Origin of the sequence: Streptomyces sp. NBC_01166, from assembly GCF_045039765.1 — a bacterium.
Classification (GTDB): Bacteria; Actinomycetota; Actinomycetes; order Streptomycetales; family Streptomycetaceae; genus Streptomyces.
The window spans coordinates 3,039,541-3,057,392 of sequence record NZ_CP108613.1 but is presented as its reverse complement, the minus strand read 5'-3'; the positions used below and the strand labels follow the sequence as shown (position 1 = coordinate 3,057,392).

General features: G+C 71.3%; 13 protein-coding genes. 10 read left to right on the top strand and 3 right to left on the bottom strand.

Annotated features, from left to right (window positions below):
* The first annotated feature begins 7 nt into the window (after positions 1 to 7).
* From OG379_RS14050 to OG379_RS14040, 3 genes are all read left to right on the top strand, one after another.
* Complete coding sequence (locus OG379_RS14050) at positions 8 to 472, top strand: hypothetical protein (protein WP_405662604.1); 465 nt, start codon at positions 8 to 10, stop codon at positions 470 to 472.
* A 109-nt stretch (positions 473 to 581) separates the two neighbouring features.
* Positions 582 to 1,202, top strand: coding sequence for a hypothetical protein (locus OG379_RS14045; protein ID WP_405662601.1), 621 nt, complete (start codon positions 582 to 584; stop codon positions 1,200 to 1,202).
* A 260-nt stretch (positions 1,203 to 1,462) separates the two neighbouring features.
* Complete coding sequence (locus OG379_RS14040) at positions 1,463 to 2,119, top strand: RDD family protein (RefSeq protein ID WP_405662599.1); 657 nt, start codon at positions 1,463 to 1,465, stop codon at positions 2,117 to 2,119.
* A 21-nt stretch (positions 2,120 to 2,140) separates the two neighbouring features.
* Here OG379_RS14040 and OG379_RS14035 read toward each other — a convergent pair whose 3' ends face one another.
* Positions 2,141 to 3,643, bottom strand: coding sequence for a PucR family transcriptional regulator ligand-binding domain-containing protein (locus OG379_RS14035; RefSeq protein WP_405662597.1), 1,503 nt, complete (start codon positions 3,641 to 3,643; stop codon positions 2,141 to 2,143).
* A 121-nt stretch (positions 3,644 to 3,764) separates the two neighbouring features.
* Here OG379_RS14035 and OG379_RS14030 point away from each other — a divergent pair, with 121 nt between their 5' ends.
* The 7 genes from OG379_RS14030 (at position 3,765) to OG379_RS14000 (ending at position 15,093) form a co-directional block, all read left to right on the top strand.
* Positions 3,765 to 5,228, top strand: coding sequence for a sodium:solute symporter (locus tag OG379_RS14030; RefSeq protein WP_405662595.1), 1,464 nt, complete (start codon positions 3,765 to 3,767; stop codon positions 5,226 to 5,228).
* 103 nt (positions 5,229 to 5,331) lie between these two features.
* Positions 5,332 to 6,300: an agmatinase gene (gene speB, locus OG379_RS14025; protein WP_393759167.1), complete on the top strand. Its 969-nt coding sequence runs from the start codon at positions 5,332 to 5,334 to the stop codon at positions 6,298 to 6,300.
* Entirely contained in the window at positions 6,297 to 7,979 is a 1,683-nt protein-coding gene (locus OG379_RS14020) for a thiamine pyrophosphate-binding protein (RefSeq protein WP_405662591.1), read from the top strand. The genes speB and OG379_RS14020 overlap by 4 nt, the downstream gene beginning before the upstream one ends.
* Positions 7,980 to 8,202: 223 nt before the next feature.
* On the top strand, positions 8,203 to 9,066 hold the full coding sequence (locus OG379_RS14015; RefSeq protein ID WP_405662589.1) for a serine hydrolase: 864 nt from the start codon (positions 8,203 to 8,205) through the stop codon (positions 9,064 to 9,066).
* 154 nt (positions 9,067 to 9,220) lie between these two features.
* A complete protein-coding gene (locus OG379_RS14010) occupies positions 9,221 to 12,991 on the top strand; it encodes an ABC transporter ATP-binding protein (RefSeq protein WP_405662587.1) in 3,771 nt (1,256 codons plus the stop codon).
* Between the two features lie 141 nt (positions 12,992 to 13,132).
* Complete coding sequence (locus OG379_RS14005) at positions 13,133 to 13,534, top strand: hypothetical protein (protein WP_405662585.1); 402 nt, start codon at positions 13,133 to 13,135, stop codon at positions 13,532 to 13,534.
* Positions 13,535 to 13,611: 77 nt separating this feature from the next.
* Entirely contained in the window at positions 13,612 to 15,093 is a 1,482-nt protein-coding gene (locus OG379_RS14000; RefSeq protein ID WP_405662583.1) for a S28 family serine protease, read from the top strand.
* Positions 15,094 to 15,132: 39 nt separating this feature from the next.
* Here OG379_RS14000 and OG379_RS13995 read toward each other — a convergent pair whose 3' ends face one another.
* Positions 15,133 to 15,756, bottom strand: coding sequence for a hypothetical protein (locus OG379_RS13995; RefSeq protein ID WP_405662581.1), 624 nt, complete (start codon positions 15,754 to 15,756; stop codon positions 15,133 to 15,135).
* A gap of 117 nt (positions 15,757 to 15,873) precedes the next feature.
* Complete coding sequence (locus OG379_RS13990; protein WP_405662580.1) at positions 15,874 to 17,712, bottom strand: glycoside hydrolase family 3 protein; 1,839 nt, start codon at positions 17,710 to 17,712, stop codon at positions 15,874 to 15,876.
* Positions 17,713 to 17,852 lie beyond the last annotated feature (140 nt).

Here is a 17,852-nt window from a genome sequence, read left to right as displayed (position 1 = left end):
TGCGGGGATGGGTGACATGTACGCAGTCGACCTCGCTCTGAATCTCCGTGCCACGGTGCCGAGCGCGGTCGTGGACGAGTTGAGATGGCATCTCGGCACTGCCTCCGGGCCGGCGGAGGGGACGACAGGCGCTCCTGCGGAAGAACTGGCCGGACCGGACGACGCGTTCCCCCTCCTCGCCGAGCGTGGACCGGCGTGGCGCATCGGTGGCCTGCTGGTGGGCGAGCTGTACCGGACAGACTGCGGCTGGGCTCTCATGGCCCGCCAGGAGGTGCACGCGGAGTGCCTCTCCGACCTGGACCCGCTTCTGGAGCAGTTGGCACGGCACTCCAGCACCGGGGGCGTCATCGGGCAGATCCGCTTCTACGAGGACCATGTGCCGGAACTGCTGATCAGCGAGTCGGGAACGCTGGTGCGGATGGCCCTCAAGCTGGACGAAGTCCGCGCTGTCCAGGCGTACCTGCCCCGGTGACACGACACGACACGACTCCGGCATCCGGACAGGCACAGGGCTTCCCGACGTGGCGGTGCGCGGCCGGTGTGTTCGCAGGGGCATCCCCCGCATCGCTTAGCTTCGTCCCATGAGTTCTTCTTTGAGTGTCTACTTGCTCGATGTGGCCGCTACGCATGCCCTGATCGGCTCCCGCGATGACCAGTTGCTGAAGGTGATACGCGATGACTTCGGGGATGACCTGGTTCGCGACGACGAGTACCACAGCTACGAGATCGAGAAGGGCGCCCCCACCGCGGACGAGGCGCTGCGCGCGGTTGTCCACGGTGGCCCCTTCAGCGGTGACCAGAACCATGCCTTCCAGTACGGCTACGCCTACAAGCGGCTGTGCTCGCTCACCGGCGCGTTCCTGCCCAACGACTGCTTCACACCGCACAAGGGTGACTGGCTGTCCGTCGTAGACCAGGGCCTGGAGGCTTTGGGTATCACCGCTGTGTCCGTGGAGGCGTTCAGCCACGGCGCTCCGCCCGCTCCCGTGCCCTACGCCCACACGCCGGGTTGCGGAGAGTGGACGCCCGACGAGATCGCCCTGGCGCTCCAGCAGTTCGAGGCCACCAAGCGCGCGGCCGACGCGGCGGGACAGGCGCCGCCCCTGGAGCCGGAAGTCGTGGAGGCCGTCATGCAGTGCCTCGACTGGATGCGGTACGCAGAAGCGCGACCGGGCTACGGCGTCATCGGCTTCCGCTCCTGAAACCGATGACGGGGCGCCGGGTGGTCGTCCACCCACTGAGCGCGACCGCCGTGGTGACGGTGAGGAAGGCATGCCCGCGCTCTTCAGTCACGGGTCACAGGGCCCGGCCGGACAGGTCCTGGTCCGATTAGACAAGCGGCTTGTCCTACGAACACGATGAGCGCGCACAACCGCGGCTGTACGGGGGCAACTGCGCGTGGCGTGAAACAGCCCTCCGCTCAGGTCGCTCCGTCCCCACCTCGAAACTGGAGAGCTTCGCCATGAGCTTCGGCGATCCCAACAACCCTTACAGCCAGCAGCCTCCGCAAGGCCAGCCCGGCTACCCGCAGCAGGCGCCGCAAGGCCAGCCCGGCTACCCGCAGCAGGCGCCGCAAGGCGTGCCCCCGCAGTACGGCTATCCCCAGCAGGCGCCGCAGGGCACGCCTCCTCAGTACGGCTACCCGCAGCAGCAGTACGGGGCGTACCCGCCGCCCGGCATGCCGGGGGCAGGGCTGCCGCCGCTGGCCCACTGGGGGCAGCGCGTCGGCGGGTACCTGCTGGACGTGCTGATCATTGCCGGCCCGATGTACGCACTCGGCTTCATCGACCTCGCGGGTAGCGATGACCCGGCGACTGCCGAGCCGGGGATCTTCTTCGCGATCGGCGTGGTCTACGCCCTCGGCATGGCTTTCTTCCAGCTCTACCTGGAGGGCAAGACCGGCCAGACCACCGGCAAGAAGGTCCTCGGTATCAGCCTGCACCGGGAGGCCGACGGCAGGCCGCTGGGGTTCGGCATGGCGTTCGTCCGTAAGCTCGCGCACTTCCTGGACAGCTTCGCCTGCTACCTCGGCTGGCTGTGGCCGCTGTGGGACGAGAAGAACCAGACTTTCGCCGACAAGGTGTGCAAGACCGTCGTCATCAAGGTCAACAAGGGCTGAGCTCTCGCCCGAGGCCAGGATTCACGCACGCGCGGGCCCATGGTCCCGCAACGCGAACCACAGCTCCGTCCGTACGTCCATGTCGTCCAGGTCCGCGTCCAGCAGCGCCGCGCACCGGGCGATGCGCTGGCGGACCGTGTTGCGGTGGACCTTGAGGGCCACCGCCGTGCGGTCCCAGCTGCCGTGGAGGCTCAGCCAGCAGCGCAACGTCTCGGCCAGGGGCTCGGTCAGGGGGGCCAGGAGCGTGCGGGCGTGGGCCTCGGCGCGGTCGGGCGGGATCAGGGCGGCCAGGCCGCCGGTACCGGGGCGGTGCGTGGTCAGCGGGGCGCGGGTCGCCTCGGCGTGGCCCAGCGCGCGGGCCGCCTGGGTGTCGGCGTCGGGCAGGGCGGCGACCCGAGCGGGGCCGGAGACGCCGAGGGTCCAGCCGGGCTGCGGGGGCACCGCTTCGTGGCGGCCGGGGAGCAGGACCCGTACGGTCTCGCGGTCCACGTCCGAGAGGGCGGAGCCCAGCGCGGCGCCGAGGGCCCCGGCGTTCAGCGCGCCGGCCGGGGTGCCGTCGGCCCGCCGGGCGTGGACCACCGTCCAGGAGTCGCCGTCGCCCAGCAGCGGGGCCACGTCCTCCGGGGCCGCGCCCAGCAGCAGCCGTACGAGCGCCGCCGAACGGCCCGCGGCGTCGGCGCCCTGGTGCGGGGCCGTGAGCAGGGAGAGCAGGACGACGGCGATCCCCGCGACGGTGTGGTCGCCGAAGTCTCGCCGGGGCGTCGCCAGGGCGAGGGCCAGCCCCTGCCCGCCCCCGAGCGCGTACGCGAAGAGGTGGGTGCCGCCCCGGGTGTCGGTCGCCGACGAGGGGCTCGGCTTACGGTCCGGGGCCGGACCCGTGGACCCTGAGGGCGCGGTGGGCGCGGTGGGCGCCACCACCCGGGCCAGCCGGGCCAGTGCCGTCTGCACATCCGGTGCCGGGCGCCCGCCCGCCGCGTGCAGCACACCGCCGTCCGCCGTGAGCAGCGCGACCCGGCCCTCCAGCTGCACCGCGAGCTGGCGCAGCACCGCCGGCACCGGGTCCGGGCGGGCCGCCGCCGTCGCGAGGGCCTGCTGTGCCCGGGTCACCCGGCGCAGCTCGCGGTGCCGGGCCTCCGCCATGAGCCGCCACACCGCCTGGGCGATCGCGGTGAAGCGGGTCTCCGGCGGCACCTCCAGCAGCGGCAGTCCGTGCCGGTCGCACGCCTCCACCAGGGCGGCCGGCACCGTGTCGTGCACCGGCGCCACCCCGAAGCCGAGCGCCGCCGCCCCCGCCTGCACCAGCCGGGCCACATAGGTGTCCGCGTCCGTGAGCTGCACCCCGGCGCTCAGCAGCAGCTCACCGCCGAGCAGATACGGATACGGGTCGGCCATCTCCGAGGTGTGTACCCACAGCAGCTCCGCGTGGTCCGGGCCGGCGATCCGGCGCAGCCCGAGTTCCTCCCGGGCCAACAGCTCGGAGAGGGCGATGGGAGGGGCGGGTGGCCCTGCGGGGGAGTCCGGCATGGATGGTCCATCCATTCAGCTTCATGAGGATGGAGGAAACGTACACTTCAGCGTCGGCTTCCAGCCACCTACCGTCTTCATCACCACACCCCCTGAGCGGAACCGAGACGGAGGAAAGCCCATGGCTGTCGACTACGCGGTGATCGTGGTCTATCTGGCCGGCATGCTCGCCATGGGCTGGTGGGGCATGCGCCGCGCCAAGTCCAAGAGCGAGTTCCTGGTCGCCGGACGACGGCTCGGCCCCTGGATGTACTCGGGCACCATGGCCGCGATCGTCCTCGGCGGTGCCTCGACGATCGGCGGAGTCGGCCTCGGCTACCAGTACGGGCTCTCCGGTGCCTGGATGGTCTTCACGATCGGCCTCGGGCTGCTCGCCCTGTCCGTCTTCTTCTCCGCGCGCATCGCCCGGCTGAAGGTCTACACCGTCTCCGAGATGCTCGATCTGCGCTACGGCGGCCGGGCCGGGGTCATCTCCGGTGTCGTCATGTGGGCGTACACGCTGATGCTCGCGGTCACCTCGACCATCGCCTACGCCACCATCTTCGACGTCCTGTTCGACGTGAACCGCACCGTGGCGATCATCCTGGGCGGCACCATCGTCGTCGCGTACTCCACGCTCGGCGGCATGTGGTCGATCACGATCACCGACATGGTGCAGTTCGTCGTCAAGACGATCGGCGTCCTGCTGCTGCTCCTGCCGATCGCCGTCGTCAAGGCCGGCGGCTTCAGCGAGATGAAGGCGAAGCTGCCGACGGAGTACTTCGACCCGCTGGGCATAGGCGGCGAGACGATCTTCACGTATGTCCTGATCTACACCTTCGGCATGCTGATCGGCCAGGACATCTGGCAGCGCGTGTTCACCGCGCGCAGCGACCGCACGGCACGCTGGGGCGGCACCGTCGCCGGTACGTACTGTCTGGTCTACGCCGTCGCCGGTGCCGTCATCGGGACGGCGGCCAAGGTGATGTACCCGAAGCTGCCCAGCGCCGACGCCGCCTTCGCGACGATCGTGAAGGACGAACTGCCGGTCGGCGTGAGGGGACTGGTGCTGGCCGCCGCGCTCGCCGCGGTGATGTCCACCTCCTCCGGCGCCCTGATCGCCTGCGCGACCGTGGCCAACAACGACATCTGGTCGCGGCTGCGGGGCGTGGTCGCCAGGGAAGGCGGCGAGGAGCGGGACGAGGTGAAGGGGAACCGGGCCTTCATCCTCATCATGGGCGTCGCCGTCATCGTGATCGCCATCGCGCTCAACAATGTCGTCGAGGCACTGACCGTCGCCTACAACCTGCTGGTCGGCGGCTTGCTGGTGCCGATCCTCGGTGGCCTGCTCTGGCGCCGGGGCACGGCGGCGGGCGCGCTGGCGGCCGTGGCCGTCGGCGGTGTCGCGGTGATCGGACTGATGGCCGCCTACGGAATCCTCGCCAACGAGCCGGTCTACTACGGGCTGATCGCCTCACTCGTGGTCTACGTCGTCGTCTCGCTGGCGACCAGGCCGACCGATCCCGCCGTGCTGACCGCCTGGCGTGAGCGCCTGGCCGGGCGCGGGACCGAGGACCCGGCCACCCCGGACCCGGTCGCCGTCTGACCGCCCCTCCACCGGCCCAGGGACCCGGACGGGCCCCTGGCAGACTGAATACCGTATGAACGCCCACAAGGCGCGCATGGCACAACGAAAGGCACCCGCACCCATGAGCAGCAACGAATCGCCGCGCGGACCCGTCGACTCCTCCCGCGTCCCGCGGTACGCCGGACCCGCGACGTTCGCCCGGCTGCCCCGGCTCGACGAGGTCGGCTCCGCCGATGTCGCCGTCGTCGGCGTGCCCTTCGACAGCGGCGTCTCCTACCGGCCCGGCGCCCGGTTCGGCGGCAACGCGATCCGGGAGGCCTCGCGCCTCCTGCGCCCCTACAACCCGGCGCAGGACGCCTCCCCCTTCGCCCTCGCCCAGGTCGCCGACGCGGGGGACATCGCCGCCAACCCGTTCAACATCAACGAGGCCGTGGAGACCGTCGAGGCCGCCGCCGACGACCTGCTCTCCACCGGCGCCCGGCTGATGACGCTCGGCGGCGACCACACCATCGCGCTGCCCCTGCTGCGTTCCGTCGCCAAGAAGCACGGCCCCGTGGCCCTGCTCCACTTCGACGCGCACCTGGACACCTGGGACACCTACTTCGGCGCCGAGTACACCCACGGCACCCCGTTCCGCCGCGCCGTCGAGGAGGGCATCCTCGACACGGAGGCGCTCTCCCACGTCGGCACGCGCGGCCCGCTGTACGGCAAGCAGGACCTCACCGACGACGCCAAGATGGGCTTCGGCATCGTCACCTCCGCCGACGTCATGCGGCGCGGCGTCGACGAGATCGCCGACCAGCTGCGGCAGCGCATCGGCGACCGTCCGCTCTACATCTCCATCGACATCGACGTGCTCGACCCGGCGCACGCCCCCGGAACCGGCACCCCGGAGGCCGGCGGCCTCACCTCGCGCGAGCTCCTGGAGATCCTGCGCGGACTCTCCTCCTGCCACCTCGTCTCGGCCGACCTGGTCGAGGTGGCCCCGGCGTACGATCACGCGGAGATCACTTCCGTCGCCGCCTCGCACACGGCGTACGAGCTGACGACGATCATGTCCCGCCAGATCGCGAAGGGCCGCACCCAGTGAGTCACGACCACGACGACCGGCCGCAGCTCACCGCCGCGCAGGCCGAGGCCGCCCTGAACCCTCCGTCCGGACGCAACGGCGGCGACCTCGTCGTCGAGACCCTCCAGGGCCTCGGCGCCACCACGGTCTTCGGGCTGCCCGGCCAGCACGCGCTCGGGATGTTCGACGCACTGCGCCGCTCCTCGCTCTCGTACGTCGGACTGCGCGTCGAGAACAACGCGGGTTTCGCCGCCGACGCCTACGGCCGGATCACCGGCGAGGTGGCGCCCCTGCTCCTCTCCACCGGTCCGGGCGCCCTGACCTCCCTGGCCGCGCTCCAGGAGGCCGCCGCCGCGTCGGCGCCCGTGCTGGCGATCTCCAGCCAGATCCCCACCGCCGGGCTCGGCGGCGGGCGCCACGGCTATCTGCACGAACTCCGCGATCAGAAGGCGTCCTTCCGCGACATCGTGAAGTCCGTGCACACCGTGCGTACGGCGTCACAGATCCCTTCCGCGATCGCCGCCGCCTGGGAATCCGCGCTGACCGCCCCGCACGGCCCGGTCTGGGTCGAGATCCCGCAGGACGTGCTGCTCGCCGAGACGATCCTGCCCGTCGTCAGCGCGCTCGACGCCACCCCGCGTGAGCTGTACCCGCGGCCGGAGCTGACGCTCGCGGCCGCCCACCTGCTGTCGAATGCGGAACGTCCGGCGATCATCGCGGGCGGCGGAGTCGTACGCTCCGACGCTTCCGGAAAGCTGCGCGCGCTCGCGGAGAAGATCAACGCCCCGGTCGTCACCACGTTCGGCGGCAAGGGCGCCTTCCCCTGGGAACACCCGCTCTCGCTCCGGTCCTGGCTGGAGGACCGGCACACCACGGACTTCCTGGAGTCCGCGGACGTGCTGCTGGTCGTCGGCTCGGGACTGGGTGAACTCTCCTCGAACTACCACACGTTCGCACCGCGCGGCCGGGTCATCCAGATCGAGGCCGACGCCGGGAAGCTGGAGTCCAACCACCCCGCGCTCGGCATCCACTCCGACGCCCGCGAGGCCCTCGCCGACCTCCTGGACGCCGTGGAGCCCCGCGAGGACGACACCGCGCCGGAGCGCGTCCGGTCGCTGCTGGAGCGGGTCCACGAACGCATCGCGGCACAGGACCTCACGCTTGAGCAGCAGGTGCTGGCCTCGGTCCGCGAGGCGCTGCCCGACACCTCGCCCAGCTTCTGGGACATGACGATCCTCGCCTACTGGGCCTGGTCCGCCTTCGACGCCCGCCGTCCGAACACGATGCACTCGGCCCAGGGCGCGGGCGGTCTCGGCTACGGCTTCCCCGCCGCGATCGGCGCCGCCGCGGCCGATCCGACGAAGCCGGTGCTCGCGGTCTCCGGCGACGGTGGCGCGATGTACTCGATCGCCGAGCTCGCCACCGTGCGGCAGTACGACCTGCCCGTCACCTGGCTGATCGTCGACGACGGGGGCTACGGCATCCTGCGGGAGTACATGACGGGCGCCTTCGGCGAGGCCACGGCGACCGAACTCTCCCGCCCGGACTTCGTCGCCCTCGCCGAGTCCTTCGGCGTCCCCGCGGTCCGTACGACGCCGGAGGCCCTCGCCGCCGACCTCGGCAAGGCCCTGGCTGCCCCCGGGCCCTCGGTCGTCGTGCTCCCGGCGCTGCTGAAGATGTTCGAGCCGACGCACCTCTGACCCCGGCCCTCCGCCGGGTCCCGGACCGGCTTCCGGCCCGGGACCTGCCGGGGAGAGCGCCGTGGCGTCGGTCACCGGGCCCGGCCCGGAGGCCTTGCGGCGTGGGACCGGCGCCGGGACGGCCCTCCTGCCTGTGTCCCAGGCCATAGCTCGGTCTGTCCGTTCCGCGCATCATGTCCGGGTGCTCCGCAGGGGCGACCAGCGAGACGGTGCGGAGGACGGTATGACTCACCAGCGGATGACCCGGTACTCCCGCGCCGCGCTCGGCGCCGCCCTGATCGGTGGCGCCCTCGCCCCGGCGGCCGTGGCGTCGCCCGCCACCGCGGCACCGGCCCCCGCCGTCTCCTGCGCCTCGGACCGGGCCGGACTCGCCGCGAAGATGTCCAAGGACATCACCGCGGCCCTCAAGGGGCACAAGTCCACCCCCGCCCTGGCGGTGCAGGACCACCGGACGCGAACGAGCTGCACGCTGCGGCCCGCCCAGCAGGTGGACTCGGCGAGCGTGGTCAAGGTCACCGTCCTCGCCGCACTGCTCTGGGACGCGCAGAAGACCGGCCGGCCGCTCACCCCGCACGAGAGCAAGCTCTCCACAGCCATGATCACCGAGTCGGACAACGACGCGACCACCGAGCTGTGGGACAAGCTCGGCCCCGCGAAGGTCAAGGGCTTCCTCAAGGCCGCGGGAATGACCCGTACGGCACTGGACGCCAAGGGCGCGTGGGGGCTCACCCAGATCACCGCCCATGACGAACAGCGTCTCCTGACCCTCGTGACGGCCAGGAACAAGGTCCTCGACGACAGCTCGCGGACCTTCGTCCTGGACCGGATGCGCAAGGTCGTCCCGGAACAGCGCTGGGGAGTTCCGGCCGGTGCCCCCGGCGACGCGACGGTGCAGCTCAAGAACGGCTGGCTGGAGCGCTCCACACACGGCTGGCGCGTCCACAGCGTCGGCGCTTTCAGCGGCAAGGGACACGACTACGCGATCACCGTGCTCACGCAGGACAACAAGACGATGGAGGACGGCATCGACACCATTCAGGCCGTCTCCAAGGCCGTCCACAAGGACATCGGGCCCGCCACCCACTGAGCGCCGCCGCTGCCCCCTTGAGTCCTAGGACCACCGGCCCCCGGGATCCGCCCATCGGCTGAGAATTGTTGCGGGAGGATGAAATCTTCGGCCGACCGCGTTGGAGTCTTGCGGTAGGCCCAGGCGGGGCAACGGGGCGACACAGGAGGCACGCGTGGGCGCGGAGAAACAGGGCGCGGAGAAACAGGGCGCCGGGACGCAGGACCCCGAGACACAGGGGTGGGGCCGGCGGCTGAGCGGATACGCCTGGCGCTACCGGCGCAACGTCGTCCTCGCGCTGGGCTCGTCGCTCGCGGGCATGGCCGTGATGGCGCTGGTCCCCCTCATCACCAAGGTGATCATCGACGACGTCGTCGGCAGCCACACCCGTTCCCTCGGCGTCTGGACCGGCCTGCTCATCGGCGCGGCCGTCCTCGTCTACATCTCCACCTTCGTCCGCCGCTACTACGGCGGGCGGCTCGCCCTGGACGTCCAGCACGACCTGCGTACCGAGATGTACGGCACCCTCACCCGGCTCGACGGGAAGCGCCAGGACGAGCTCTCCACCGGGCAGGTCGTCGGGCGTGCCACCAGCGACCTCCAGCTCATCCAGAGCCTCCTCTTCATGCTCCCGATGACCATCGGGAACATCCTGCTCTTCCTGATCTCCCTGGTGATCATGGCGTGGCTCTCGCTGCCCCTCACCCTCGTCGCCCTCGCCGTCGCCCCCGCGCTGTGGTTCATCGCCCGCCGGTCCAAGGCGCGCCTCTTCCCGGCCACCTGGTACGCCCAGAGCCAGGCCGCCGCCGTCGCCGGAGTGGTCGACGGCGCAGTCTCGGGCGTCCGGGTCGTCAAGGGGTTCGGCCAGGAGGAGCAGGAGACCGGCAAGCTCCGCGAGGTCAGCCGCAGGCTCTTCGCGGGCCGGCTGCGCACCATCCGGCTGAACTCCCGCTACACCCCGGCGCTCCAGGCCGTCCCCGCGCTCGGCCAGGTCGCGATGCTGGCTCTCGGCGGCTGGCTTGCCACCCGGGGCGAGATCACGCTCGGCACGTTCGTCGCCTTCTCCACCTACCTCGCCCAGCTCGTCGGCCCGGTCCGGATGCTCGCCATGGTCCTCACCGTCGGCCAGCAGGCCCGCGCCGGTGTGGAGCGCGTCCTGGAGCTCATCGACACCGAGCCGTCCATGGAGGACGGCACCAAGACGCTGCCGGCCAACGCCCCCGCGAGCGTCGAGTTCGACGACGTCCGCTTCGGCTACGACGACGACCGGCCGGTCCTGGACGGCTTCTCCCTCACCATCGAGCCGGGCGAGACCGTCGCCGTCGTCGGAGCCTCCGGCAGCGGCAAGTCCACCGTCTCGCTCCTGCTGCCCCGCTTCTACGACGTGTCGCACGGCGCCGTCCTGGTCGGCGGCCACGACGTCCGCGAGCTGACCCAGGACTCGCTGCGGGCCGCCATCGGCCTCGTACCGGAGGACAGCTTCCTCTTCTCCGAGTCCGTCGGCGCCAACATCGCGTACGGATACCCGGGCGCCACCCAGGAGCAGATCGAACGCGCCGCGAGCGCCGCCCAGGCGCACGGCTTCATCTCCGAACTGCCCGAGGGCTACGACACCAAGGTCGGCGAGCACGGGCTCACCCTCTCCGGTGGCCAGCGCCAGCGCGTCGCGCTCGCCCGCGCCATCCTCACCGACCCCCGCCTGCTGCTCCTCGACGACGCCACCTCCGCCGTCGACGCCCGGGTCGAACACGAGATCCACGAGGTCCTGGCCCAGGTCATGGAGGGCCGCACGACCCTGCTGATAGCTCACCGCAGGTCCACGCTCGGTCTCGCCGACCGCATCGCCGTCCTCGACCAGGGGCGGCTCGCCGACATCGGCACGCACGCGGAACTGGAGCGCCGCTCGGCGCTCTACCGCCGGCTGCTCACCGACCCCGACGAGATGGGCGGCACCTCACCCGGGCACCAGCCGTCGGTCACCGCCGAACCCGAGGACGACCGAGCGCTCCTGGAAGAGCTGGACGCGGAGTTCGACGCCGAGCGCGGTCTCACCCCCGGGCTGTGGATCCGCAAGGAGGAGCGGCGCGACGCGGCGGCCGCCGGGATGCCCGCCACCCCCGAGCTGCTCGCCCAGGTCGAGGCGCTGCCGCCCGCCACGGACGCCCCCGGTATCGACGAGGCGAGCGCGGTGCGACCGGAGAAGTCGTACGGTCTGCGCAGGCTGCTGCACGGCTTCGGAGCCCCGCTGCTGGTGAGCCTGGCACTGGTCGCCGTCGACGCGGGCATGGGACTGCTGCTGCCGGTGCTGATCCGGCACGGCATCGACGACGGCGTCACGAAGATGGCGCTCGGCGCGGTCTGGGCGGCTGCCGGACTCGGTCTGCTGGCCGTCCTCGTGCAGTGGGCGGCCCAGATCGGTGAGACCCGGATGACGGGCCGCACCGGCGAACGCGTGCTGTACTCCCTGCGTCTCAAGATCTTCGCCCAGCTCCAGCGGCTCGGACTCGACTACTACGAGCGCGAGCTGACCGGCCGGATCATGACCCGGATGACCACGGATGTGGACGCGCTCTCCACCTTCCTGCAGACCGGACTGGTCACCGCCTTCGTCTCCATGGTCACCTTCTTCGGCATCACGGTCGTGCTGCTCGTCCTCGACATCCAGCTGGCCCTGGTCGTCTTCGCCACGCTGCCGCTGCTGATCGTCGGTACGTTCTTCTTCCGGCGCAAGAGCGTCAAGGCGTACGAGCTCGCCCGTGAGCGCATCAGCGTCGTCAACGCCGACCTCCAGGAGTCCGTCTCCGGTCTGCGGATCGTCCAGGCGTTCCGGCGCGAGCGTGACGGCGCCGAGCGGTTCGCGGCGCGCAGCGACCACTACCGCCAGGCGAGGGTGCGCGGTCAGTGGCTGATCTCGGTCTACTTCCCGTTCGTCCAGCTGCTGGCCTCGGTCGCGGCGGCCGCCGTGCTGATCGTCGGTGCCGGCCGTGTCGACAACGGCACGCTGACCACGGGCGCGCTGGTGGCCTATCTCCTCTACATCGACCTGTTCTTCGCTCCCGTGCAGCAGTTGTCCCAGGTCTTCGACGGCTACCAGCAGGCCACCGTCTCCCTCGGCCGGATCCAGGAACTCCTGCGCGAGCCGACCTCCACGGCCGACCACGACGAGCCGGTGGACGTGACGTCGCTGCGCGGCGAGATCGCCTTCGAGAACGTCTCGTTCGCCTACGCAGACGAGGAGGAGGCCCTCACCGGCATCGACCTGCGGATCCCGGCGGGCCAGACGGTCGCCTTCGTCGGTGAGACGGGGGCGGGCAAGTCCACGCTGGTCAAGCTCGTCGCCCGGTTCTACGACCCGACGAGCGGACGGGTCACGGCGGACGGCACGGATCTGCGGCAGCTCGACAGGACGGCGTACCGGCACCGGCTCGGGGTCGTGCCGCAGGAGGCCTACCTCTTCGAGGGGACGGTCCGCGACGCCATCGCCTACGGTCTCCCGGAGGCCACCGACGCCCAGGTGGAGGCGGCGGCAAGGGCCGTCGGCGCCCACGACATGATCGCCACCCTGGAGGACGGCTATCTGCACGAGGTCGCCGAACGGGGCCGCAATCTCTCGGCCGGCCAGCGCCAGCTGATCGCGCTCGCCCGCGCCGAACTGGTCGACCCCGACATCCTCCTGCTCGACGAGGCGACGGCCTCCCTCGACCTCGCCAGCGAGGCGCAGGTCAACCAGGCCACCGACCGGCTGGCCGGACGGCGCACCACCCTGGTGGTCGCCCACCGGCTGACGACGGCGGCGCGTGCCGACCGGGTCGTGGTGATGGACCGGGGCAGGGTCGCCGAGGACGGCACGCATGCCGAGCTGCTGGCCAGGGAAGGCACGTACGCCCGGCTGTGGCGCACCTTCATAGGGGAGGGCATAGGGGAGGACGCCCCGGCGGGCGTATGACACCCCTTCCGCAACTGAACGCCGTCCTCCCGCGTCGTACACCCATGCGTACGTGTGTCTGATGGGGGTCGATATGTTCGAGGGGTGGATGGGGTGGACCGTGTGGTGAGACAGCCGAGGTCATCGGGACGGACGGGACCGGTGCGGCGCAGGACGGCGACGGGTCGGCGCAGGACGGTGTCGCTCCTCCTCCTACCGCTGCTCGGGGCCCTGGTGCTGGTGACGGGCCCCGTCGGGCAGGCCCCGGCGCAGGCCGCGTCGCCCTGCTCCGGACGGCTGGTCAAGACGGTCAAGTTCTCCACCGGTTCGCTGCGCGTCTACAAGAGCCGCGCCTACGCGTGCGCCGTCACCGTCGCCAGGAAGCCGGGCGCACGCAGGGCGATGCGGGTCTCGCTCCAGCCGCGCGGCGGCCGGGCGGTCGTCGACAGCGGCAGGTTCACCGAACTGGCCGGCCCGGTCACGGTGCACGCGCTCAACCGCTGCGTCCGCGCCTCAGGTTCCGTCGGGGGATCCTCCGGCTCCACGGGGTGGATCGGGTGCTGACGCGCGAGTGGGTCTGGCGTGACGGGTGTTACCACCGCTAGGTTCACGGCGACTGTCGTGAATCAAGGGGAGGGTGCATGCGCAAGGCGCTCAGAGGCGTTCTGTCGCTCGCGGTGCTCATAGGCACAGTGAGTGCGACCGGAGCCTCGGCCGGTGCGGCCACAGCCGCGGAACCGGCCGCGAAGCAGAGCAGCGGCCTCAGCAGCAACGAGAGCAGCAGCGAGGACATCAAGGACCGCATCCTGGCCATCCCGGGCATGAGTCTGATCGAGGAGAAGCCCTACCCCGGCTACCGCTTCTTCGTCCTGAACTACACCCAGCCGGTCGACCACAGGCACCCGTCCAAGGGCACGTTCCAGCAGCGGCTCACCCTGCTGCACAAGGACACGACCCGGCCCACGGTCTTCTTCACCAGCGGCTACAACGTCTCGACCAACCCCAGCCGCAGCGAGCCCACGCAGATCATCGACGGCAACCAGGTCTCCCTGGAGTACCGGTTCTTCACCCCGTCCCGCCCGGCCCCCGCCGACTGGTCGAAGCTCGACATCTGGCAGGCCGCCAGCGACCAGCACCGGGTCTTCAAGGCGCTGAAGAAGGTCTACTCCGAGAACTGGCTCACCACCGGCGGCTCCAAGGGCGGCATGACCGCCACCTACTTCGAGCGCTTCTACCCGAAGGACATGGACGGCGTCGTCGCCTATGTCGCGCCCAACGACGTGGTGAACAAGGAGGATTCGGCGTACGACCGGTTCTTCGCCCGCGTCGGCACCAAGGAGTGCCGGGACCGGCTGAGCGGTGTCCAGCGCGAGGCCCTCGTCCGCCGGGAGCCGCTGGAGAAGAAGTTCGAGGCGTACGCCGCCGAGAACGGCCTGACCTTCGAGACCGTCGGCACGCTCGACAAGGCGTACGAGGCCGTCGTCATGGACTACGTCTGGGCCTACTGGCAGTACAGCCTGCTCGCCGACTGCGACTCCATCCCGGCCGACGCCCCGAACGCCACCGACCAGGAGATCTGGGACTCCATCGACGGCATCTCGGGCTTCTCCGCCTACGCCGACCAGGGCCTGGAGACGTACACGCCGTACTACTACCAGGCGGGCACACAGCTCGGTTCGCCCGACATCAAGCAGCCCTGGCTGGGGAATCTGAGCCGCTACGGCTACCAGCCGCCGCGCAACTTCGTGCCGCGCTCCATCCCGATGAAGTTCCAGCCCTCGGCCATGCGTGACGTGGACAGCTGGGTCCGGAACAACGCCGAACACATGCTGTACGTCTACGGCGAGAACGACCCGTGGGGAGCCGAGCCCTTCCGACTGGGCCGCGGCGCCCGTGACAGCTACGTCTACACGGTGCCGGGCGGGAACCACGGCTCCAAGGTCGCCGGCCTCGTCGCCGACGAGAAGGCCAAGGCGACCGCCGCCATCCTGCGCTGGGCCGGGGTCGCTCCCGCGGCCGTCGAGGCCGATCCGGCGAAGGCGAAGCCCCTCGCGAAGTTCGACGCGCGCCTGGACGTGCGTGACGCCGAACTCCAGAGGGACCGGGGCACACTGCGGCCGTAGGGCCACTCCGCGCCGAAGTGGGCTGGGCCTGCCGGATGTTCACATCCGGTGGGCGCAGCCCACCGGCATGTCCCCGCCCAAGTGCACGTACAGATCCGTGGTGTCGGGGCAGAGCGCGCGTCGCGCCACCGCCGAGCCGATCTCGAACTCCGGTGGCCGCTCGCCCGATCCGTCGCAGGCGGTCTCCCTGACCTCGCTCTCGCGGAAGCTGTGGACACAGTCGCCGACGACCGTCAGCGGGCCGCCGCCCTGCCCGGGGTCGCCGGGATGCGGGGACTCCAGGTTGCGCATGCACGCGTACCCGCGGGGCGCGGCGGCGGGGCTTCCCGACGGGGCGGCGCCGCCGGGGGAGATGTGCAGGACGAAGTCGGTCGGTGGCGGGCAGGCCGGCCCGTCCGACGGCGTCCCGGTGTGGCGGGCCAGCACCCGGGCCCCCGCCCTCTCGCTGCCGCACGACACCTCGCGGAACACCTGTCCTCGCGAGCTGCAGTCGGCGGGACCCAGGAACTCCATCCCGTAACCCGACGGCGCCGTGCCGTCCTGGGGCCGGCCGGACGGCGCCCCCGCTGCGCCGCCCGCCGGCTGCCGGCAGGCGCTCAGGCAGACCGCCACGACGACGGGCAGGAGGGCGCGCGACACCCCCGCGACACGGCACTTCCCCATGAATGACCCCCGGTGCGTCCACACGGACGTGCACCCAGCGTGACCCGCCGGGGCGGGCACACGCCAGGTGCACGGGGTGTTTTTAGCTCGTTCGGGTGGTCACGGCGAGGGTGTGGCTCAGCTCCTGTACGACAGCCCGTAGCCGACGGGGTACAGCGCCTGCGTGGGCGCGTCCGCCCGTTGCACCGGGACCGGCAGCCTGCCCTCCGGCCGGGCCCGCCCCGCGATCACACGAGCCGCGGCCCGCAGCTCGACGTCCGTCCAGGAGTACGTGGCGAGGCTCGCGGCGTAGCCCGTACCGGCCAGGTGGGCGATGTCGTACGGATTGCGGATCGCGAGGGTGATCACCGGGACGCCGGTCGCCGCGAGGGCGCTGACCAGGGTGCGCTGGGTGCTGGACGCCGTGACGTTGTACGTGCCCACGATCACCGCGTCCTTGCCCTCGGCGGCGGCCACCGCCTCGGCGATCTTCGCCTGGGTCGGGGCCGTGCCCGTCGACAACGCCGTCGCCGCGTACCCCAGCTCCTCGAACGCCCCGGCGAGCGTGGTCGTCGGGGGGCCGGTCGTGCCGGAGGGGGAGGCCGGCTCGGCCCCGACCACCAGGAGGTTCTTGTGGGACCGGCGGGAGAGGGGCAGCAGCGAACCGGTGTTGGCCAGCAGCGTCGTCGTCCGCTCGGCGATCCGGTCGGCGGCGGCGAGGTGCGACGGGATGCCGACCGTGCGGTCGACGCCCCGCCGGGTGACGTACGGGTCGCGGAACAGGCCGAGCCGCGTCTTCAGCCGCAGGATGCGCAGGATCGATTCCTCGATGCGGGCCTCGCTGATCTCGCCACTCTTCACCGCGTTCAGGACCGCGTTCCACGCGACGTCCAGGTGCGGCGGGTTGAGCAGCTGGTCGACGCCGGCCTGCAGCGCGAGGACGGGGACGCGCTCGTCGCCGTACTTCGTGCGGACGCCCTCCATCCCGAGCGCGTCGGTGACCACGACACCGTCGTAGCCGAGCTCCTCCCGCAGGATGCCGGTGAGGATGGGCCGGGACAGGGTCGCCGGGTCCTCCGACGGGTCCAGGGCGGGCACCACGATGTGGGCCGTCATGATCGAGTCGATGCCGGCGGCGACGGCCGCCCGGAACGGAGGGGCGTCGAGCTCGGCCCACTGCTCGCGGGTGTGCGAGATGACGGGCAGACCGGTGTGGCTGTCGGTGCTGGTGTCCCCGTGGCCGGGGAAGTGCTTGGCCGTGGAGGCGATCCCGGCGCTCTGATACCCCTTCACCTGCGCGGTGACCATCCCGGCGACGGACTCCGGGTCGGAGCCGAAGGAGCGTACGCCGATGACGGGGTTGGCCGGGTTGACGTTGACGTCCGCGTCCGGCGCGTAGTTCTGGTTGATGCCCAGCGCCGCCAGCTCGGCCCCGGCGATCCTGCCCGCCGCGCGCGCGTCGGAGCGTGAACCGCCCGCGCCCAGTGCCATCGCACCCGGCAGCAGCGTCGCGGGCTCGCCGACCCGGCACACGATGCCGTGTTCCTGGTCGGTGGAGACGAGGAGTGGCAGCGGGGTGGGACCGGCGAGCCCGGCCCGCTGGATGCCGTTGGAGAGGGCGGCGATCTGGTGCGGGTCGCGGGTGTTGTGCGCCCAGGCGAAGTAGATGATTCCGCCGACGTGGTACGTGGAGATCAGCTCGGCGGCGTCGCGGACCCCGATCTCGGCGAGGTTGGCGTCGACGTCCGCCTGGTCGGGGTCGGTCGCGGAGTGTCCGTACACCCGCATCACGAAGAGCTGGCCGACCTTCTCCTCCAGGCTCATCCGGGCGATGAGCCGCTTGAGGCGGCTGTCCGGGGAGGTGCCTGTCGTGGCCGCCTGCGCGGCGCCGGGGAGAGCGGCGACGCCGGAGGCCGCGGCTGCGGCGGTCGCCGCGGTGGCGGTGAGGAGGGTGCGTCTGGAGGTGCGGTAGTGCACGTGAGCCCCTTCCGGTGCTGAAAGAAACTTCCAAGAAGGTACGGATATATGGAAAGTAACTACCAGTCAAGGGGGTGGTCCGAGAACGCGCGTGACACGCGGGACAAGGGGTGGACATGCCCGGCAATGGGTGCGGCGGG